This window comes from Microbacterium sp. CFBP 8801 (genome assembly GCF_014839455.1).
In the GTDB taxonomy this organism is placed as follows: Bacteria; Actinomycetota; Actinomycetes; order Actinomycetales; family Microbacteriaceae; genus Microbacterium.
The window spans coordinates 184,520-204,241 of the sequence record NZ_JACYNU010000004.1; the positions used below are offsets into that span (position 1 = coordinate 184,520).

General features: G+C 71.2%; 18 protein-coding genes. 14 read left to right on the top strand and 4 right to left on the bottom strand.

Annotated features, from left to right (window positions below):
- Positions 1–19: 19 nt before the first annotated feature.
- The 4 genes from IFR11_RS07085 to IFR11_RS07100 are packed head-to-tail and all read left to right on the top strand — an operon-like array spanning position 20 to position 3,388.
- Positions 20–967 (top strand): ABC transporter permease, encoded by a 948-nt coding sequence (locus IFR11_RS07085; protein WP_235560554.1) that lies wholly within the window; start codon positions 20–22, stop codon positions 965–967.
- On the top strand, positions 964–1,827 hold the full coding sequence (locus IFR11_RS07090; RefSeq protein WP_191915691.1) for an ABC transporter permease: 864 nt from the start codon (positions 964–966) through the stop codon (positions 1,825–1,827). The genes IFR11_RS07085 and IFR11_RS07090 overlap by 4 nt, the downstream gene beginning before the upstream one ends.
- Positions 1,824–2,636 carry an ATP-binding cassette domain-containing protein gene (locus IFR11_RS07095; RefSeq protein ID WP_191915692.1) on the top strand — a complete coding sequence of 271 codons (813 nt, stop codon included), beginning with the start codon at positions 1,824–1,826 and terminating at the stop codon, positions 2,634–2,636. The genes IFR11_RS07090 and IFR11_RS07095 overlap by 4 nt, the downstream gene beginning before the upstream one ends.
- Positions 2,633–3,388: an ABC transporter ATP-binding protein gene (locus tag IFR11_RS07100; protein ID WP_191915693.1), complete on the top strand. Its 756-nt coding sequence runs from the start codon at positions 2,633–2,635 to the stop codon at positions 3,386–3,388. The genes IFR11_RS07095 and IFR11_RS07100 overlap by 4 nt, the downstream gene beginning before the upstream one ends.
- 77 nt (positions 3,389–3,465) lie before the next feature.
- Here the strand turns inward: IFR11_RS07100 and IFR11_RS07105 are convergent, their stop codons facing one another.
- Positions 3,466–4,059 (bottom strand): TetR family transcriptional regulator C-terminal domain-containing protein, encoded by a 594-nt coding sequence (locus IFR11_RS07105; RefSeq protein ID WP_191915694.1) that lies wholly within the window; start codon positions 4,057–4,059, stop codon positions 3,466–3,468.
- Between the two features lie 22 nt (positions 4,060–4,081).
- Between IFR11_RS07105 and IFR11_RS07110 the strand changes: the two genes are divergently transcribed.
- The 3 genes from IFR11_RS07110 to IFR11_RS07120 are packed head-to-tail and all read left to right on the top strand — an operon-like array spanning position 4,082 to position 6,362.
- A complete protein-coding gene (locus tag IFR11_RS07110) occupies positions 4,082–5,296 on the top strand; it encodes a DUF418 domain-containing protein (protein ID WP_342030261.1) in 1,215 nt (404 codons plus the stop codon).
- Positions 5,293–5,901, top strand: coding sequence for a DUF1349 domain-containing protein (locus IFR11_RS07115; protein ID WP_191915695.1), 609 nt, complete (start codon positions 5,293–5,295; stop codon positions 5,899–5,901). Before IFR11_RS07110 ends, IFR11_RS07115 begins: the two co-directional genes overlap by 4 nt.
- A gap of 53 nt (positions 5,902–5,954) precedes the next feature.
- The gene (locus IFR11_RS07120; protein ID WP_191915696.1) at positions 5,955–6,362 is read left to right on the top strand and encodes a DoxX family protein; all 408 of its coding nucleotides are present in this window, start codon (positions 5,955–5,957) and stop codon (positions 6,360–6,362) included.
- A gap of 119 nt (positions 6,363–6,481) precedes the next feature.
- Here the strand turns inward: IFR11_RS07120 and IFR11_RS16745 are convergent, their stop codons facing one another.
- Positions 6,482–8,131, bottom strand: coding sequence for a RecQ family ATP-dependent DNA helicase (locus tag IFR11_RS16745; protein WP_191915697.1), 1,650 nt, complete (start codon positions 8,129–8,131; stop codon positions 6,482–6,484).
- A gap of 255 nt (positions 8,132–8,386) precedes the next feature.
- Between IFR11_RS16745 and IFR11_RS07130 the strand changes: the two genes are divergently transcribed.
- The gene (locus IFR11_RS07130) at positions 8,387–9,976 is read left to right on the top strand and encodes an ATP-dependent DNA ligase (protein WP_191915698.1); all 1,590 of its coding nucleotides are present in this window, start codon (positions 8,387–8,389) and stop codon (positions 9,974–9,976) included.
- Between the two features lie 109 nt (positions 9,977–10,085).
- Positions 10,086–10,712: a hypothetical protein gene (locus IFR11_RS07135; RefSeq protein ID WP_070409618.1), complete on the top strand. Its 627-nt coding sequence runs from the start codon at positions 10,086–10,088 to the stop codon at positions 10,710–10,712.
- 144 nt (positions 10,713–10,856) lie between these two features.
- On the opposite strand, the gene IFR11_RS07140 is transcribed toward IFR11_RS07135, so the two are convergent.
- Both IFR11_RS07140 and IFR11_RS07145 read right to left on the bottom strand, forming a co-directional pair.
- The gene (locus IFR11_RS07140; protein ID WP_055839786.1) at positions 10,857–11,723 is read right to left on the bottom strand and encodes an NYN domain-containing protein; all 867 of its coding nucleotides are present in this window, start codon (positions 11,721–11,723) and stop codon (positions 10,857–10,859) included.
- A 104-nt stretch (positions 11,724–11,827) separates the two neighbouring features.
- The gene (locus IFR11_RS07145; RefSeq protein ID WP_070409619.1) at positions 11,828–12,811 is read right to left on the bottom strand and encodes a Gfo/Idh/MocA family protein; all 984 of its coding nucleotides are present in this window, start codon (positions 12,809–12,811) and stop codon (positions 11,828–11,830) included.
- Between the two features lie 80 nt (positions 12,812–12,891).
- Here IFR11_RS07145 and IFR11_RS07150 point away from each other — a divergent pair, with 80 nt between their 5' ends.
- The 5 genes from IFR11_RS07150 to mmsB all read left to right on the top strand — a co-directional run bounded on the left by IFR11_RS07150 (position 12,892) and on the right by mmsB (position 19,706).
- Positions 12,892–14,214, top strand: a complete 1,323-nt coding sequence (locus IFR11_RS07150; protein WP_191915699.1) for a M20/M25/M40 family metallo-hydrolase — start codon at positions 12,892–12,894, stop codon at positions 14,212–14,214.
- A 106-nt stretch (positions 14,215–14,320) separates the two neighbouring features.
- Positions 14,321–15,346 carry a LacI family DNA-binding transcriptional regulator gene (locus IFR11_RS07155; RefSeq protein ID WP_055937888.1) on the top strand — a complete coding sequence of 342 codons (1,026 nt, stop codon included), beginning with the start codon at positions 14,321–14,323 and terminating at the stop codon, positions 15,344–15,346.
- A gap of 317 nt (positions 15,347–15,663) precedes the next feature.
- The gene (gene chvE, locus IFR11_RS07160; protein WP_055839925.1) at positions 15,664–16,767 is read left to right on the top strand and encodes a multiple monosaccharide ABC transporter substrate-binding protein; all 1,104 of its coding nucleotides are present in this window, start codon (positions 15,664–15,666) and stop codon (positions 16,765–16,767) included.
- Between the two features lie 160 nt (positions 16,768–16,927).
- On the top strand, positions 16,928–18,454 hold the full coding sequence (mmsA, locus tag IFR11_RS07165; RefSeq protein WP_055839923.1) for a multiple monosaccharide ABC transporter ATP-binding protein: 1,527 nt from the start codon (positions 16,928–16,930) through the stop codon (positions 18,452–18,454).
- A 76-nt stretch (positions 18,455–18,530) separates the two neighbouring features.
- Positions 18,531–19,706 (top strand): multiple monosaccharide ABC transporter permease, encoded by a 1,176-nt coding sequence (gene mmsB / locus IFR11_RS07170; RefSeq protein ID WP_055839920.1) that lies wholly within the window; start codon positions 18,531–18,533, stop codon positions 19,704–19,706.
- Positions 19,707–19,722: the final 16 nt, after the last annotated feature.

Consider the following 19,722-nt stretch of genomic DNA (forward strand, 5'->3'; position numbering starts at 1 on the left):
TCTGATTCGACGGACAGGATTGCTGCTGCTGGCGTTCGCGCTGGCCGTGGTGATCCTGTTCGTCGTGCTGCGCGTGCTCGGCAATCCCGTCTTCGCTCTCATCTCGGTGGGGGCGACGGATGCCGAGATCCAGGCGGCGGCAGCCCGCTTGGGTGTCGACCGGCCGATCTGGGTGCAGTTCGCCGACTACGTCGGCCAACTCGCGACACTCGATCTGGGGCAGAGCTTCACCAACCGACTGTCGGTGGGAGACGAGATCCTCCGTCGACTCAACGTCACCCTGCCGTTGACGCTGCTGTCGTTCGCGCTGTCGGTCATCATCGCGGTACCGGTCGGCTTCCTCGCCGCGTGGAAGTCGCGCACCTGGTACGGCACCACGTTCTCGGCGTTGTCGCAGCTGGGCGGAGCCGTCCCGGTGTTCTGGGTCGGCATCCTGCTCGTGGGCGTGCTCTCACTGAACTGGCGGTTGTTCCCCGCCGGTGGCTTCCCCCGTCGCGACTGGGAGGATCCGGGAGCCGCTCTGTTCGCCCTGACCCTCCCCGTGCTGACCATCGCCATCGTCGCCGGCAGCGACCTCGCCCGCTACGTCCGCAGCGCGACGCTCGACGTGCTGGGCCAGCAGTACCTGCGCGCCGCCCGGGCCACGGGGCAGAGCTTCTCGACGGCGCTGTGGCGACACGGCATCCGCAACGGGGTCGTGCCGGTGATCTCGATTCTCGCCATCCAACTGTCGACGACGTTCGTCGGCGCGGTCATCATCGAGCGCGTGTTCGCCCTGCCCGGACTCGGGGACATGCTCCTCGTCGCCATTCGCGAGCAGGACTTCCCCAGCGTGCAGGGAGTGATCCTGTTCTCGACCGCCCTCGTGCTGCTGCTCGGCTTCGTCGCCGACGTCGCTCAACGTCTCATCGACCCGCGCCTGCGGGGGACGCTGTCGGGTAACCGCCGGGCGAAGGCCGTCGCATGAGCGCCGTTCCCCCCGTCGTCATCGTGGCGCAGCGCCGCGCCCCCCGGCGTCGCCGCTCGCTGAACCTGACCATCGGCGCGGTCCTGTTCGGCGCGATCGCGGTCATCGCGATCGTCTCGTCGTTCTGGACGCCGTTCGCCCCCGAAGACACCGGCGGTGGCCGTCTGCTCCCACCGGGCGCGGAGCACTGGGCGGGCACCGACCGGCTCGGTCGCGACCTCTTCTCTCAGCTGATGATCGGCGCGCGCCTGGCGATGCTCGTGGGCGTCGGGTCCGTCGTGATCGCCGCGGTCGTCGGTATCGTCGTCGGCCTCGTCGCCGCGGTGACCGGTCGCGTGATCGACGACGCGATCTCGAGCCTTCTCGACATCGCGATCGCCTTCCCCACGCTGCTGCTGGCCATGCTCATCGTCGCGTGGCGCGGAGCGTCGGTGGAGTCGGCGATCCTCGCGATCGGCCTCGCCGGATCCGCGGTGATCGCGCGGCTGACCCGCGTCACGGCCGTTCGGGTGCTCGGGCGGGATTTCGTCACGGCCGCGCGCACGTCCGGCACCGGCACCCTCGGCATCGTCTGGCGGCACGTGCTTCCGAACGTCTGGCCGACGCTGATCGTGCCGCTGGCCCTCCAGTTCGGCGGCGCCGTGATCGCCGAGGCGTCCCTGTCGTACCTCGGCCTGGGTTCGCCGCCGCCGAACGCGTCCTGGGGTCGCATGCTGCAGGAGGCCCAGAGCACCGTGACGATCGCTCCGACGGCGGCGCTGCTTCCCGGCATCCTGCTCGTCGCCACGATCGTCGGCATCAACCTGCTCGCCGACGGCGTGCGCGACGTGGCCGACCCCGCCTCGAGGAGCATCCGATGACCGCGCCCCTGCTCGAGTTCGCTGACCTCGGCGTCGATCTCGACGACCGCGCCCTCGTCGAATCCGTCTCGCTCTCGGTCGCCCCGGGCGAGCGGGTCGGCATCATCGGCGAGTCCGGGTCGGGCAAGTCGCTCACCGCCCTCGCCGCGCTGGGCCTGCTCGCCCATCCGCTCCGTGCCCGCGGAGCGGTTCGCGTCCGCTCGTCGGAGGGCGTCGTGGATGCCGTGACGGCATCGCAGCGCACGCTCGACGGCGTCCGGGGCACGGTCCTCGGCGCGGTGTTCCAGGAGCCGTTGGCGTCGCTCGATCCGCTCATGCGCGTGGGCGGACAGCTCGCCTGGCCCCTGCGCCGGCACCGGGGACTGCGCGGCGAGGAGCTGAAGCGCGCCGTCCTCGACGCGCTCGCCGACGTGAAGCTCGCCGAGCCCGAGCGCGTCGCGCGGTCGTACATCCACGAGATCTCGGGCGGCCAACGCCAGCGCGTCGCGATCGCCCTCGCCCTGGCGGGCTCTCCCGACCTGCTCATCGCCGACGAGCCGACGACCGCCCTCGACGTGACGGTGCAGGCCGGCGTCCTCGATCTGCTGCAGCGCGAGGTCACCGAACGCGGCATGGCGCTGTTGTTCATCAGCCACGACCTCCCCGTGGTCACCAGGATGACCGACCGGGTGCTCGTGATGAAGGGCGGGCGACAGATCGAGGTCGCCGACACCGCGACGCTCGTCTCGGCGCCGGTCGAGCCCTACACGCGCGAGCTCGTCGCCGCATCCCGCGCCCTCGACGATCTGCTGCCGAAGGAGACGCGATGACGCTCCCGATCCTGTCGCTCGATCACGTCGACTTCGCGTACCGGGCCGACCGCCCCGTGCTGACAGACGTGTCGCTGGCGATCGCCCCCGGCGAGAGCGTGGGCCTGGTGGGGGAGTCGGGAGCCGGCAAATCGTCGCTGCTGCAGCTCGCGCTCGGACTCCGCGCGCCCACGAGAGGCACCGTCCACTTCGAGGGCGCGCCGCTGCCCACTCGCCGCGTGGCGCTGCGGGCCTTCCGCCGGGCCGTGCAACCGATCTACCAAGATCCGTTCTCATCGCTCGACCCGCGCATGAAGGTCGGCGACGCCATCGCCGAACCGCTGCGATCGCTCGGCATCGAGGGCGACCGGCGCGCCCGGGTGGCGGGCCTGCTCGCCGACGTGGGTCTGCCCGCCGACGCGGCCGAGCGCTACCCCGACGCGTTCTCGGGCGGCCAGCGGCAGCGGATCGCCATCGCCCGCGCGCTCGCCCCGTCGCCGCGGTTGCTGCTGGCCGACGAGCCCGTCAGCGCCCTCGACACCAGCGTGCGCATGCAGGTGATCGACCTGCTCCGCTCGCTCGCCCGCGAGCGCGGCATCGGCATGCTGCTCGTCTCGCACGACCTCACGATCGTGTCGGCCCTGTGCGCGCGGATCGCCGTGCTCGAGGGCGGCCGGATCGTCGAGGTGGGCGAGACGGCCGAGGTGCTCTCGCGCCCGCAGCATCCCTACACGGCCCGGCTGCTGGCTTCGGTACCGAGGCTTCCCCTGTGAGCTGAACGGTCCGGAGCGGCGGTGTCGGGCGCGGAGGCGCGGACACCGGGCGGGCACGTCGCCGACGAGCGCGGCCGTCACCGCCGGTCGGCGAACGGGGCCAGTACGGCGGCGATGATCCGTCGCGCGCGGTCGCGCGGCATGCGGTCATCGCCCTCCGCGCCCCGCGCGACGGCGATGCCGTCGAGGGTGGCGAGCAGCAGTGCGGCGTCGTCGGGCGTGATGCCGGCGTCGGGGTAGGCCTCCGTCAACAGGGTCTCGACGAAACCCTCGGCCGCTCGCCAGCCCTGCACGTGGATGTCGCGCACCCGGGGGTCCGTTCCGGCGCGCGAGGCGAAGGCCGTCCAGACGATGGCGTCGCGCGGACCGGCGTCGCCGAGGCAGGCCAGCTCCTCGCACACGGTGGAGAGGCGTTCCCGCGCGGTGGCCGCCTCGGCCAATGCGGAGCGGATGCGCGCGCGGAACAGGACGTTCACGGCATCCATCGCCCCGATGATCAGCGCGGCGCGCGTGGGGAAGTGGTGCTGCACCGCCCCGACCGAGACGCCCGCCTCGGCGGCGACCTTGCGCACGCTCAGGTCGTCGGCCCCGCCCGTCGAGAGCACGCGCAGCACCGCCTCGGCGATGGCGTCTTTTCCTCCGCGCGCAGAAGAGGGGGCTGATTCGTCCACCGTCGTAGGCTACGGTGAAGCCGTGAACAATACGAACGTATTGCCGGATCGGGGCCGTCTCGCCGCCCTCGACGTCGTGCGCGGAATCGCCATCGTCGGCACGCTCGCCACCAACATCTGGGTCTTCTCGCACCCCTGGGGCCTGCTCGGCATGCTCAGCGCGCCGGTGCTGCCGAGCGAATCCTCCGCGGCGGCGACGACGCAGCTGGCCCTCATGGCGTTGGCGCAGGGCAAGTTCCTCGCCCTGCTCTCGCTGACGTTCGGGGTCGGACTCGCGATCCAGCACCGCTCGGCCGTGCGGCAGCAGCGACGGTGGCCCGGGCGCTATCTGTGGCGCGCCGCCCTGCTCTTCGTCGACGGCGTCGTGAACTACATCCTCATCGCCGAGTTCGACGTGCTGATGGGGTACGCCGTCACCGCCGCGGTCGTGTCGTTCCTGCTGCTGATGCGCCCGCGGGCCCAACGAGCCCTCATCGTCGTCTTCGGCGGCATCCACCTCGCGGTCATGTCGCTCCTCGTCGTGGTGCTGACGGTTCTTCCCGGGGCGCATGCCGACCTCCCGCTGCCGTCCGAGCCCAGCCCCTACGCCGACGCATCGTTCCTGGGTCTCGCCGCGTTCCGCCTCGACAACGCGGCGGTCTTCCGCGCCGAACCCGTGCTGATCGGCTTCCTCTCGCTGGCGATGTTCCTCGCCGGCGCCGCACTTCTGCGGGCGGGGGTGTTCTCGGCCGAGGGCGCTCGGCTGCGCCGCCGACTCATGATCGCCGGGCTCTGCGCGGTTCCCCTCGACCTCGTCCTCGCGCTGTCGGCGACCTCCGCCGGGCTGCTGCTCGAGCGGTACGTGGTCGCCCCGGTCGTGGCTCTCGGCATCCTGGGGCTCGTGGTCGAACTCTGCGTGCGTCGGGGCACCGGCGGGTGGTTCGCCCGCCGCGCCACCGAGATCGGCCGGGTCGCGCTCAGCGCCTACCTGCTGCAGAACCTCCTCGGCGGGGCGCTCTTCTACGGCTGGGGCTTCGGGCTCGCGTCCACCCTCGCGCCCTGGCGCGTGCCGGTGACGGTGGCGGCCTTCCTCGTGATCACCGCGGTCGTCGCCGCCGCGGCGCACCTGTGGCTTCGGCGGTTCTCGGCCGGTCCGGTCGAGTGGCTGTGGCGCGCGGCGGCCGACCTCGGCACGCGACCCCGCCGCGGCGGAGCGTCGGCGACGTCGAGCGAGCGCACCGATAGGGTGCCGTCGTGACCATCTCTCTCCCCGGCCTTCCCGCCCTGCACTGGACCGGCGTCGACGGCGACGCCGAGTACGACGAGACCGCGCGCGCGCTCACCCTGCGGTCGGCCGGTGGCGTCGATTGGACCAACGACTCGGCGGGCGGTGCGGCCCAGCATGCCGCGACGGCGCTCGCCTTCGCCGCACCGGAGACCGATTTCGTCCTCTCGGCGCGTGTGCGCGTCGTCGGCGCGCGTTCGACCTTCGACGCGGGAGCACTCGCGCTCTGGTCCGATCCCGACCGGTGGGCGAAGCTCTGCAACGAGTACTCCCCGCAGGGGGAGGCCATGGTCGTCAGCGTCGTGACCGACGGGTTCTCCGACGATGCGAACGGGCCGGTCTTCACGACCGACGCGGTGTGGCTGCGTGTCGCGCGCACCGGCCCGGCCTTCGTCTTCCACTTCTCGCTCGACGGGGTGTCGTGGCACTTCGTGCGGGTTTTCCGCCTGGGTGCCGAGTCGACGGCGGTCGCGGTGGGCTTTCTCGCGCAGGCGCCGATGGGGCCCGGCGCGACGGCGGTGTTCGACGAGATCGCCTTCGCGTCTCGCTCGCTGACCGACCTGCGCGACCTGAGCTGAGCCGCGACCCGCGCGGCGACCCCGCGCCCCGGCTCGGATGGCAGACTGACCCGATGGCACGACGTCGAGGTCTCACCATCCGCTCCGTCGCCCGCGGCGGCCTGGCTCTGCTGCTCGTCGGCGCCGGCGTCAGCCACGTGACGTGGGGGCGCCGGGGCTATCGCATCGTCGTGCCGGGGTGGGCCACCCGCCTGCTGCACCTCGACAAGGACGCCATCGTCGTGGCATCCGGCGCCGTCGAACTGCTGCTCGGCACCGCACTGGTCGCCCTGCCGCGCGAGCGCGGCCGCATCGGAGCCGCGATCGCCGCGTTCTTCGTCGCCGTGTTCCCGGGGAACGTGCACCAGTGGCGCACCGGGCGCTCGGCGCCGGGTCTGAACACTGACCGTGCCCGCTTCGCGCGGCTGTTCCTGCAGGTACCGCTCGTGGCGTGGGCGTGGTGGTCGACGCGGGCTCGATGACCCCGCGCCGCGCCCGGAGCCTGTCCTCGTCGCGGTGAGTCCCGCGCTGAGCCCAGGGCGGTGTCACCGCCGCGGTGCGTCCCGCGCGCGGTTTCGCCGCGGAGGAGGACCCGCCGCGACTACGCCGCCTCGCCGAGTTCGAGGATGCCGCGCTCGAACACCGCGCGAGCGAGAACCTTGTAGCCGTGGTCGGCGAAGAACACCGTCAGCCGGTCGTCTTCGATCGCCATGACCGTGCCCACGCCGAACTCGCCGTGCTCGACCGTGGAGTCGATGCGGATGCCGTCGGCGTCGGCCGCGGCGGCCGGTTCGTCGATCGGCGCGGCGGCTCCGGTGTCGCAGCGGTCGCACGATCCGCAGTGGCTCGGGGTCTCGACGCCGAAGTACTCGAGCAGGGCTCGGCGTCGGCAGTGGACCGTCTCGGCGTAGCCGCGCATGATCTCGATGCGCGACGCGCGGATGCGTTCCTCGGCCTCGTCGCGCTCACGCACGGCGCTCACCGCGTCGCCGGCCGACACCTTCGCCAGCATCGACACGCCCTCGGCTCCCGATACGGCCAGATCGCACGCGACCAGGTGGTTCAGCACCCGGCCGATGGCGCGCACGGAACGACCGCCCTCATCGGCGATGTCCTTCGCGCGCATCGGCCTGTCGGCGCGCTGCAACACGTCCCAAACGCCCGCGATGTCGGCGCGCTTGGTGTGGCCGCCCGCGAAGAACGACCGGAGCGAGAAGTCCTCGGCGCGGTAGTGCAGGATCGCCCGCGCCGGCTGACCGTCGCGCGCCGCCCGGCCGATCTCTTGCGCGTACGAGTCGAGCGACTCGGTGACGTCGGCGTGCACGACCAGGCGCACGTCGCTCTTGTCGACGCCCATGCCGAACGCCGAGGTCGCCACGACCACGTCGAGCTCGCCCGCGCTCCACGCCGTGTGCACCTCGTCGCGCCGCTTCTGCGCCATGGCCCCGTGGTAGGCCGCCGCCCGCAGACCCAGTGCGCCCAGCTCGTCGGCGTAGGTCTCGGTTCCCTTGCGGGTCGCCACGTACAGCAGCGCAGGGCCGCCGGCATCCTGCACGTCAGCGAGGACGGCGCGACGCTTGTCGGCGTCGTGCTCGTGTCGCCGCACGGCCATGTGGATCTCGGGGCGGTCCATGCCCCGCACCTCGAGGTGCGGCTCGCGCATGCGCAGGCTGGCGACGATGTCGTCGCGGACGGGGGCGGATGCCGTGGCCGTCAACGCCAGCACGGGAGGGTGGCCGAGTGCGTCGACGACGTCGCCGATCCGCGCGTAGTCGGGGCGGAAGTCGTGCCCCCATGCCGAGACGCAGTGCGCTTCGTCGACGACGATGAGCCGCACGTCGGCGTTCGCGAGGCGGTCGAACACCTCGGGGTTCGCGAGCTGCTCGGGGGCCAGGAAGGCGTAGACCGCGTCGTCGCCCTCGATGGCCGCCCACGCCGTGGCGCGCGCGGCGGCACCGGCACGGGAGTTCAGGGCGACGGCGGCGGGGGCGTCGGGAGCCGCGTCGATCGAGTCGATCTGGTCGCGCTGGAGGGCCAGCAGGGGCGAGATGACGACCGTGACCCCGCCGAGCTCGCACCCGGCGATCTGGTACACGGCCGACTTGCCGGCACCGGTGGGGAAGACCACCAGGGTGTCGCGGCCGCTCACGATCGCGTCGATCGCCTCGGCCTGGCCCGGCAGCAGGTCGTCCCAGCCGAAGACGTCGCGGGCGGTGCGGGCGGACTGTTCGAGGGTGGCGGGAGCGTTCACGGGGCCTCATTCCTGGGGGAGGCGTCCAGCACACCCCGAACCTCCGACATCGAGTCGGGGGTTGCGAGCCGAGGCGACGTGTGATGAGCGGTGTCGCGGGGCTCGCTCACCAGGGCGGGCGTGCGGGGGGCGGCACGATCGGCCGGGCTCACGACGCAGCCGTGCGACCTGGCGCCCCGGTCACCCCCGATGCCACGACCGCCCCGCCCGCGCAAGCCGACGGGCGATGTCGGAGGGGGATGCCAGGATGCCGACATGCTCCTCGGCGATATCGACACGGCCCTCACGACGGTCACGGGTACCCGATCCCGCCTGGCCAAGGTCGACGCGCTCGCCGCGGTGCTGCGCGCGCTCGCCCCCGACGAGATCGAGCCCGCCGTGGGGCTGCTGACCGCGTCTCCGCGCCAGGGTCGCCTGGGCGTCGGGTGGCGCACGCTCTCGGCACACGGCGGTGAGCACGCCGACACCTCGACGCTCACCGTCGGCGACGTCGACGACGCCTTCTCGCGCCTGGCCGAGGTCGGGGGAGCGGGGTCGGCGGCGGTCCGCACGGGGCTGCTCGACGATCTCGCCTCGCGGGCCACCGCGAACGAGTGGCATCTGCTCATCCGCATCATGACGGGCGAGCTGCGCACCGGAGCGCTCGAGGGCGTGCTCGTGGATGCCATCGCCCGGGCCGGTGACCGCGACGGCGCGCTCGTGCGTCGGGCCGCCATGCTGTCGGGCGACCTCGGCGAGACGGCTCGCGTCGCGCTCACCGGGTCGGTCGACGATCTGAGCGCCGTGGGCCTCGTGGTCGGTCGGGGCGTGCAGCCCATGCTCGCCTCGACCGCGGCGACCGTGGCCGAGGCGCTGCAGACGGCCGGTCGCGCCTCGGTGGAGTACAAGCTCGACGGTGCGCGAGTGCAGGTGCACCGACACGGCGACGAGGTCACGGTCTACACGCGCACGCTCGCCGACGTCACGCACCGGGTGCCCGAGATCGTCGAGGTCGCGCGCGCGCTGCCGGTCGACGACGTGATCCTCGACGGCGAGACGCTGTCGCTCGACGACGACGGTGCCCCGCGCCCGTTCCAAGACACGATGGCGCGTTTCGGGGCCGAGACGGCACGCGAGATCGCCCTGCGCCCCTGGTTCTTCGACATCCTGCACGTCGACGGGCGCGACCTGATCGACGACCCCCTCGAGGCCCGCCTCGACGAGCTGGAGCGCGTGGCCGGCCCCTATCGCATCCCCGCCCTGCTGACCGACGACGCCGACGCGGCAGACGCCTTCGCCCGCGCCGCTCTTGCCGCGGGGCACGAGGGCGTGATGGTGAAGGGCCTCGATGCGAGCTACTCCGCGGGTCGACGCGGCAAGAGCTGGCTCAAGGTCAAACCCGTGCACACGTTCGACCTGGTCGTGCTGGGCGTCGAACGCGGTTCGGGGCGTCGCGCGGAGTGGTTCTCGAACCTGCACCTGGGGGCGCGCGATCCCGAGGGTCGCTTCGGCGAACCCGGCGGTTTCGTCATGGTCGGCAAGACCTTCAAGGGCCTGACCGACGAGACCCTGCGGTGGCAGACCGCGCACTTCGCCGAGCGCGAGACGGGAGCGGTGCCGGGCGGCATCCGAGTCGTCGCCGATACGGTCGTCGAGATCGCGATCGACGGGGTGCAGCGATCGGTGCGGTATCCGGGCGGCGTGGCGCTGCGCTTCGCCCGGGTGAAGGCATACCGTCCCGACAAGACGGCGGTCGACGCCGACACGATCGACACCCTGCGGGCGATGCTCCCCGCGGGCGCGGGCGGTAGTGACGGGGCGGGCGCGGGCAGCAGTGGGAGCGCCGCCGACGCGACCGCCGAGTGACGGCTCGACCGACGACGCTCGACCCACGGCCGGCTGACGGACGAGCCGACCGCCCCGATGATTTCTCCCCGCCGGGGACGACACGACAGCACGACGAAAGGACCCCTCGATGAGTCTGGCCCCCTGGCTCGACGGTGAGCTCGGCTACCGCAGCTTCGGCACTCCCGGAGCTCCGCGCGCGGTGTTCGTGCTGCGCACCGGCGATGTGTCCACGACCGACCCCGACTCGCGGGTGACCTCGGGCTACGACGTGCGCATCATCGCGGTCGGTCTCGACGCCCCCGAATTGGAAGACCCGCCGGTGTTCGGCGGGCAGACCCCCGCCGCGCTCACCGTCGACGCCCTGCGTGAGCTCGTCGAGCGCGAGGCCCCGGGAGTCCCCGTCGGCCTGGTGGGGGAGCGGTCGGCGGGAGCGATCGCGATCTACCTGGCCGCGGCGATGGGTCCCGTCGTCGATCGCCTGGCGATCGTGGGGGTCGAGAGCCCGTCCGACCCGCTCAGCCGCGACCTGCGCACGCCCCTGCTCGACCATCTCGACGCGGAGGCGCTCGTGATCGTCGGCGGCGACGGTCCCGCGGCGACCGGCGATGCCGAGTGGTACGTGGAGCGGATGCGGTCGGCCGAGATGCAGATCGTGCCCGACGACGAGATCGGATCGGTCAACGGCCACGTGACGCTGACGTCGGTCTGGGACCGCGTGCTCGCCCACGTCGCCCCGGGCGCCGAGAGGCGCTGAGGCCTCCGCGCGCGGAGCCCCGGGGTCGGCGCGTCGGGCGCGCCGTCGCCGCGATCCCTGTCGCCGGGCTTCCGGTCGACGGGTCCCGGTCGCGGGAATTCCCGCCGCCGCAACCTCGGCCGGCGGGATCCCCCGTCGCCCGGATCAGCTCCGCGTGACGGCCTTCACCTGCACGACGTTCGACTCCTCGTCGACCTCGACGTGGGCGGTCTGCGCCTTCAAGAAGTCCGAGAAGCTGCGGAACCCGAGGGCCTTCTCGCTGAACGAGGGGTCGAGACGCTTCATGAGGTCCTTCACCGCCGACGCGTGCAGCCACTCGCCGTCGGCGCGCTCGGCTTCGAGCTGCATGGCGCGCTCGAGCAGGTCGACCGCGGGATCCTTCGAACGACTCCGGGTGCGCGGCCGCGAGGGAGCGGCATCCTTGTCCTTCTTCGTCTCGGCCAGCTTCGGAATGCCGGGCAGCGAGTCGTAGGCGTCGAAGCGATCGCAGGCGGCCGCGAGCGACTTCGCGGTCGACCCCGCCACGCCGACGCCGACGACGTAGCGTCCGAGCCGCTTGCAGCGCTGGGCGAGGGGAACGTAGTCGCTGTCACCGGCGACGATGACGACGTGGGTCAGGTCGGGCAGGCGGAACATGTCCTCCACGGCATCCACCGCGAGACGGATGTCGGCGCCGTTCTTGGCGTACGCCGCGGCGGGGAACAGCTGCACGAGGTCGACCGCGCGCGCGACCAGCTGCGAGCGGTACTCGGCGTTCACGGGCGCCGACCAGTCGGCGTAGGCGCGCGTGAGCACGAGGGTGCCGAACGAGGCCGCGTAGTCGATGACCGCGCCCACGTCTATCGTCGCCTTGGTGAGACGCTCGGCGATCTCGGGATCCATGGGGTTCTCGGCGATCTTCTGCCGATCACGCGAGTAGGCGTTGCGCCCGTGCACTCTGTCGTACCAGGACATCACGATGTTGTCGAAGTCGAGGTAGACGGCGACGCGGGCGGTCTGCGTATCGGGCATACCGTCCAGTCTGACCCGTCCCCGCGGTCCATGGGTAGTCGACACCCCTGCCGGCGTGCCGCCCGCGTGTGCCGCCCCGCGCGTGCCGGGACCGTGAGGCGTGCTCAGCGCTCCCCGGGGTAGACGACGCCGATCTGCCGGCGCACCTCGTCGAGCACGCCCATGATCGCCACGGTCTCATCGATCGGCTGCACGTCGCTCGACGTGGCGCCCGCGGCGATCAGACGCTCGGCCGCGAGGGCCTGATACTGCATGCCGCGTCCCTCGACCTCGCTCGTGAACTGCTCGGCCACCGCGTTGTCGGGTGTGATGACGCGGAACGACGTCGGGGTGTACCAGACCCGATCGATCTCGATGCGGGCCTCGGTGCCGACGATCTGCGCCGAGTTGGTGCCGGCGCCCCGTGACGATGACACGGTGGTCGACACCGCGCCGCCGGCGTGGGCGAACACCGTGGCGACCTCGGCGTCGCTCCCGGCATCCGACAGGCGCGCCAGCGCGGTGATGCGCTCGGGAAGGCCGAGCACGTCGACGGCGAACGAGATCGGGTAGATGCCGAGGTCGAGCAGCGCACCGCCGCCGAGCTCGAGCGCGTTGAGGCGGTGCGCGGGGTCGGTGGAGATCTTCTGCGTGTGATCGGCCGACACCACGCGGATCTCGCCGAGCGTTCCCGCGGCGAGGATCTCGCGGATGCGCACCATGTGCGGCAGGTAGCGCGTCCACATCGCCTCCATGGCGAGCAGACCCTTCTCGGCGGCCTTGTCGCGGATGGCGGCGGCTTCGACCTCGTTGAGCGTGAACGGCTTCTCGACCAGCACGTGCTTGCCGTGGTCGAGGGCGAGCAGCGCCGTGTCGACGTGGCCGGGGTGCGGGGTGGCGATGTACACGATGTCGACCGTGGGGTCGGCGACGAGATCGTCGTACGAGCCGTGCGCGTTCGGGATGCCGTAGGTCTCGGCGAACTCTCGAGCGCTCTCGATGCGGCGTGAGCCGACGGCGGCGACGTGGAGACCCGCGGTACGCAGGTCGGAGGTGAAGGCGTGCGCAATGCCGCCCGTGGCGAGGATGCCCCAGTGCAGTCCGGTCATACCCCCACCGTATCGGCGCGCAACCCTCCGGGGGCCCGCCGGGCCGCACGGCGACAGGAGCGGCCGTCTAGGCTCGTCGCATGACGCCCGTCGAGCGCTTCCGCGAGCTCCTGGCCATCGCGACGGTGTCGCGGTTCGACCCCGCCGACGTCGACGACGAGGCCTCCGCCGCGTTCCACGCCGCACTCGAACGTCTCTACCCGCTCGTCCACACCCGACTCGAGCGCGAGGTCGTCGCGGGGCGGTCGCTGCTCTACCGCTGGGCGGGAACGACCGACGCCGCGCCCCTGGTGCTCCTCGCGCACCAGGACGTCGTCCCCGTCGAGGGGCAGCAGTGGCGGCATCCGCCGTTCTCGGCCGAGATCGTGGGCGAGGGAGCCGACCGCACGATCCACGCCCGGGGGGCGATCGACGACAAGGGCGCCCTCGTCGCCATCTTCGAGGCGGTCGAGCAGGCCCTGGCCGACGGGGTCGTCCCGCGCACCGACATCTGGCTCGCCCTCGGCCACGACGAGGAGACCCGCGGCACGGGGGCGCAGGCGATGGCCGCGCTGCTCGCCGCGCGGGGAGTGCGTCCGGCCCTGGTGCTCGACGAGGGGGGAGCGGTGGTGGAGGGAGCCGTTCCCGGCGTCGCCGCGCCCACCGCCATGATCGGCGTCGCCGAACGGGGAGTCGCGACGTTCGACCTCGTAACGCGCGAGGCCGGCGGACACGCCTCGACGCCGCCCGCCATGCCCGCGACGGCCCGTCTCGCCCGGGCCGTCGATCGCCTGCGTCGCCGCCCGTTCCCGCTGCGCCTCGCCCCACCCGTGCGGGCCATGCTCGCGACGGCGGCGGCCCACGCCGCGCCGCCGCTGGGCACGGTGTTCCGGCACGGCCGTGTCACGGCGCCCCTGCTGACGAGGGCGCTGGCGCGGGTCGGCCCCGAGACGAACGCACTGGTGCGCACGACCGCCGTCGTCACCCGTCTCGAGGGAGCGGCGGGCGACAACGTGCTGGCCACGGTCGCCCGCGCCGGGGTCAACGTCCGCCTGCTCACCGGCGACACCCTCGCCGACGTGGCGATCCACCTCCGCCGCGCCGTGGCCGACCCGCTCGTCGACATCGAGCTGCGCCACGGAGGGGAACCCTCGCCGGTGTCGCCGTGGCGGGGCGAGGCCTGGCGGCGGCTGTCGGCGACGGTGTCGGCGACCCTCGGCCACGACGTGGTCGCGCTGCCCTATCTGCAGCTCGGCGCCAGCGACAGCCGCTTCTACACCGGTCTCACCGACGCCGTGTACCGCTTCGCGCCGTTCCACCTCACCCGCGCGGAGCGTGACGCGCTGCACGCTCCCGACGAGCGCATCCGCGTGGACGTGTGGCTCCGCGGCATCCGGTTCTACCGCGCTCTGCTGGAGTCCTGACGCCCCGTGGACGGGGGGAAACCTCGGCCGACGGGGGAGGCGCGCGCGTCGGTTAGTCTCGTGTGACCGGTCACGCAACAGCGCGTGACCCGCGACGAGGCGGACCATGAGCGACACCGACACCCCGGAAGCACCGGGCCGCGCCCCGAGCATCCGTGACGTCGCCCGTCTGGCGGGAGTGTCGTATCAGACGGTCTCGCGTGTCATCAACAACAGCCCGCAGCTGCGACCCGAGACGGCCGCGAAGGTGCGCTCCGCGATCGCCGAGCTGAAGTTCGTGCCGAACCAGGCGGCCCGCGCCCTCGCCACCAGTCGCTCCCGGTTGATCGGCGTCCTCGGCCCGCGCACCACGACGTTCGGCGTCGCGACCATGATCCAGGCCGTGGAGTCGGCCGCGCGCGCGGCCGGATACCGCCTGACGGTGACCAACCTCGCCACCAGCGCGCCCGACGACGTGCGCGCCTCGATCGACCACCTCATGCAGCAGTCGGTGGAGGGGCTCATCGCCGTCGCCCCCCAGACGCGGGTGCTACCGATCCTCGACGAGCTGCAGCTCCCGGTGCCCGTGCAGATCGTGTCGTCGACGGGCACGACCTCGTCGCACAACCACCAGACCGCCGGCGCGCGGGCGGCGGTGCGTCATCTCATCGAGTTGGGGCACACCCGCATCCTGCACATCGCCGGGCCCCGCGACTGGGTCGAGGCCGATCATCGGATGCGCGGGTACCTCGCCGAGATGGACGCCCACGATCTCTCCCCCCGGCCGCCGGTGCTGGGGGACTGGAGCGCGCAGTTCGGCTTCGAGGCGGGGCTCGAGCTATTGCGCACCGAGGATGCCACCGCGGTCTTCGCCGGCAACGACCATATGGCCCTGGGGTTCATGCATGCCGTTCGCGCCATAGGTCGCTCGGTGCCCGAGGACATCTCGGTGGTCGGCTTCGACGACGTTCCCGAATCGGCGCACCTGTGGCCGCCGTTGACGACGGTGCGGCAGGACTTCGCCGGCATCGGCACGCGCGCCGTGATCGATCTGCTCACCGCCCTCGGGGTCGACGTGGAGGACATCGCCGCGGGCGAGCCCGATCACCTGCGGTTGATCGTGCGCTCGTCGACGGCTCCGCCGTCGTGGTGACTTTCGTCACGTTTCGGCAACGGCTGGACCGCGAACGCATCGGGACTTGACAGCCACTGCTCAGCGCGAGGTAGCATCACTCACACAATGTGAACGGTCACATGACCGGGTCACACGGCCGACGGGACTCGCTGCGGAGCGGATCCGTCGAGACGAAGACGTTTCGAACGACGCGGGTGACCCGCCTCATCGACCGCCTCCGTTTCGCCCCGCCGACCGTGCGCCCGACGTGCGTCGTCAGCACTGCCCGCGATGGGCTCCTCGGGGGACATCGCGACAAACACCCAACGGAGGGAACCAGAGTGAAGAAGCACAGCATGCTCAAGGCGATCGCAGGAGCGGGCGTCCTCGCGCTCGGCATCGGCCTGGCCGGTTGCGCGGGAGACCGCACCGGCGCCGGCAGCGGCGACTCGGCAGAAGCCGGCGGCATCATCGGCGTCGCCATGCCGACCCAGCAGTCGGAGCGTTGGATCGCCGACGGCAACAACGTCAAGTCGCAGCTCGAAGAGCTCGGCTACCAGGTCGACCTGCAGTACGCGAACGACGACATCCCCACGCAGGTCTCGCAGATCGAGAACATGATCACCTCGGGCGCCAAGGCGCTCATCGTCGCCTCGATCGACGGCACCACGCTCACCGACGTGCTGCAGCAGGCCAAGGACGCCGACATCCCCGTCATCGCGTACGACCGCCTGATCAACGGCACCGAGAACGTCGACTACTACACGACGTTCGACAACTACAAGGTCGGCGTCCAGCAGGCCACGTCGCTCCTGACCGGCCTCGGCGTGCTCGACGCGTCGGGCGCCGAGACCGGCGCCGCCGGCCCGTTCAACGTGGAGCTGTTCGCCGGTAGCCCCGACGACAACAACGCCACGTACTTCTGGAACGGCGCCATGGACACCCTCAAGCCCTACATGGACAAGGGTGTGCTGACGGTTCCCTCCGGCCAGACCGAGTTCGGCCAGGCGGCCATCCTCCGCTGGCTGCCCGAGACGGCGCAGAAGCGCATGGAGAACATCCTCACCGTCATCGGCGGCACCAAGCTCGACGGCGTGCTCTCGCCCTACGACGGCCTGTCGATCGGCATCATCTCGGCCCTCACTTCGGGCGGCTACGCGGCGAACGCGCTGCCGGTCATCACGGGTCAGGACGCCGAGGCCGGCTCGATCAAGTCGATCATCGCCGGTGAGCAGTACTCGACGATCTTCAAGGACACGCGCGAGCTCGCGAAGCAGGCCGTGACCATGGTCGACGACATCCGCAAGGGCGAGACCCCCGAGGTCAACGACGAGAAGACCTACGACAACGGCAAGAAGGTCGTCCCCTCGTACCTCCTCGAGTCGACGATCGTCACGAAGGACAACTACAAGGAACTCCTGATCGACAGCGGGTACTACACCGAGGCCGACCTGGGTTGATCCCCCGGGAGGGTTCCGACCCTCCCACCCCGCCTCCGCCGCGGCCCGACCGGGTCGCGGCGGAGGCTCCTGCGGGTCGGCGCGCAGCGCCCCCGCCCCATCATCCCGACCGGCCACGAGCCGGTTCTGCAAGGAGGACCTCGTGAGCACCATCCTCGAGATGCGCTCGATCACCAAGGAGTTCCCCGGCGTCATCGCGCTCGCCGACGTGTCGTTGACCGTCGCGCGCGGGACGGTTCACGCCATCTGCGGCGAGAACGGCGCCGGCAAATCGACCCTCATGAAGGTGCTCAGCGGTGTGTACCCCGCGGGCGACTACCGCGGCGAGATCGTCTTCGACGGCAACACCGTCGAGTTCAAGGACATCCGCGACAGCGAGGCCGCCGGCATCGTCATCATCCACCAGGAGCTGGCCCTCAGCCCCTACCTGTCCATCGCCGAGAACATCTTCCTCGGCAACGAGATCACGCACCGCGGTCTCATCGACTGGGATGCCACGAACCGCGAGGCCTCGAAGCTCCTCGCCCGTGTGGGTTTGGGCGACAGCCCCGACGTGCCCGTCAACGAGATCGGTGTCGGCAAGCAGCAGCTCGTCGAGATCGCGAAGGCGCTGTCGAAGGACGTCAAGCTCCTCATCCTCGACGAGCCCACCGCCGCGCTCAACGACGACGACTCCGAGCACCTGCTCGACCTGATCCGTCACCTGCGCGGCCAGGGCATCACCTGCATCATCATCAGCCACAAGCTCAACGAGATCCGCGCGATCGCCGACGAGGTCACGATCATCCGCGACGGTCGCACGATCGAGACGTTGGATGTCGCCACCGGCGGCACGAGCGAGGACCGGATCATCCGCGGGATGGTCGGCCGCGAGCTCGAGAACCGCTACCCCGACCGCGACGTCGAGATCGGCGACGAGGTGCTGCGCATCGAGGACTGGAACGTCAGTCACCCGACCGACGCCAACCGCGTCGTCATCCACGAGGCCAACCTGACGGTGCGCGCCGGCGAGGTCGTCGGTATCGCGGGCTTGATGGGCGCCGGTCGCACGGAGCTGGCGATGAGCGTGTTCGGCAAGAGCTTCGGTTCGCGCATCTCGGGCACCGTCTACATCAACGGCAAGAAGGCCGACACCTCGACGGTTCCCGCCGCCATCCGCAGCGGGCTCGCGTACGTCACGGAAGACCGCAAGGGCGCCGGCCTCAACCTCATCGACACCATCAAGCGCAACATCTCGCTCGCCGGGATGCGCAAGCTGGTCAAGGGCGGGTTCGTGGACGGCGACGAGGAGTACCTGGTCGCGAACCGCTACCGCAAGTCGATGAACATCAAGGCGCCCAGCGTCGACGTGGTGGTCGGAAAGCTCTCCGGCGGCAACCAGCAGAAGGTCGTGCTGTCGCAGTGGCTGTTCTCCGACCCCGAGGTGCTCATCCTCGACGAGCCCACCCGCGGCATCGACGTGGGCGCGAAGTACGAGATCTACACGATCATCAACTCCCTCGCGGCGCAGGGGAAGGGGGTGCTCGTCATCTCTTCGGAGCTGCCCGAGCTCCTCGGCATCTGCGACCGCATCTACACCCTCAGCGAAGGCCACATCACCGGCCAGCTGCCCATCGAAGAGGCCACTCCCGAGGCCCTCATGGTGCTCATGACCAAGGAAAAGGAAGCCGACCATGTCAGCGCTTGACAACACCGTGACCCCCCAGGGTCCCGCCACGCCGAAGGGTCCCGTCGGCGGCGGCACCGGCAGCGGTGCCGGCGGCATGCTGCAGTTCTTCACCTCTCGGCTGCGCGAGATCGGCATCTTCATCGCGCTGATCGTCATCGTCCTGCTGTTCCAGGCGTTGACCGGCGGTCGTCTGCTCACCGCGGGCAACGTGTCGAACATCATCGTCCAGAACAGCTACATCCTGATCCTCGCGATCGGCATGGTGATGATCATCATCGCCGGGCACATCGACCTGTCGGTCGGTTCCGTCGCGGCCTTCGTCGGTGCCGTCTCGGGTGTGCTCATCGTGCAGTGGGGCCTGCCCTGGTGGCTCGGCATCCTGCTGTCGCTGCTCCTGGGTGCCGTGGTCGGCATGTGGCAGGGCTTCTGGGTGGCGTATATCGGCATCCCGGCGTTCATCGTGACGTTGGCGGGCATGCTGCTGTTCCGAGGCCTCACGCAGATGACGCTGGGCAACACGCAGATCACGCCCTTCCCGACCGAGTACCGCCAGCTCGGCGGTGGCTACCTCTTCCCCGACCTGTTCCCGGCCGCCAGCTCGCCCGCCGAGTGGATCACCGTCGCCCTCGGCGTGCTGACCCTGGTCATGTTCGTCGTGTCGCAGGTGCGCCAGCGCGCCAAGCGCGCGGCGCTCGAGCTGCAGAACGAGCCGCAGCTGTGGTTCATCCTCAAGATCGTCGGTGGCGGCGCGCTCATCGCGTACCTGACGTACCTGCTGGGCGTCGCTCCCGGCTCGCGCGGGACCCCGATCGTGCTCGTCGTGCTCGCCGTGCTGGTCATCGGCTACTCGACGGTCATGAGCCGGAGCGTCTTCGGTCGCCACATCTACGCGATCGGCGGCAACCGCACCGCGGCGAAGCTGTCGGGCATCAACACCCGTCGCGTCGACTTCATGCTGTTCGTGAACATGGGCGTGCTCGCGGCCCTCGCCGGTATCGTCTTCACGGGTCGCCTGAACTCGGCCGGCCCCGGCGCCGGAAACCTGTTCGAGCTGGATGCCATCGCCGCATCGTTCATCGGTGGTGCCGCCGTCCAGGGTGGTGTCGGCCGCGTGGTCGGCGCGATCGCCGGTGGTCTCGTCATGGGTGTGCTCAACAACGGCATGTCGCTCATGGGTATCTCGACCGACGTGCAGCAGTTCATCAAGGGTCTCGTGCTGCTGCTGGCCGTGGCCTTCGACGTGTGGAACAAGAACCGCACCCGCGGGTGATCCACGCTCGTCCCGA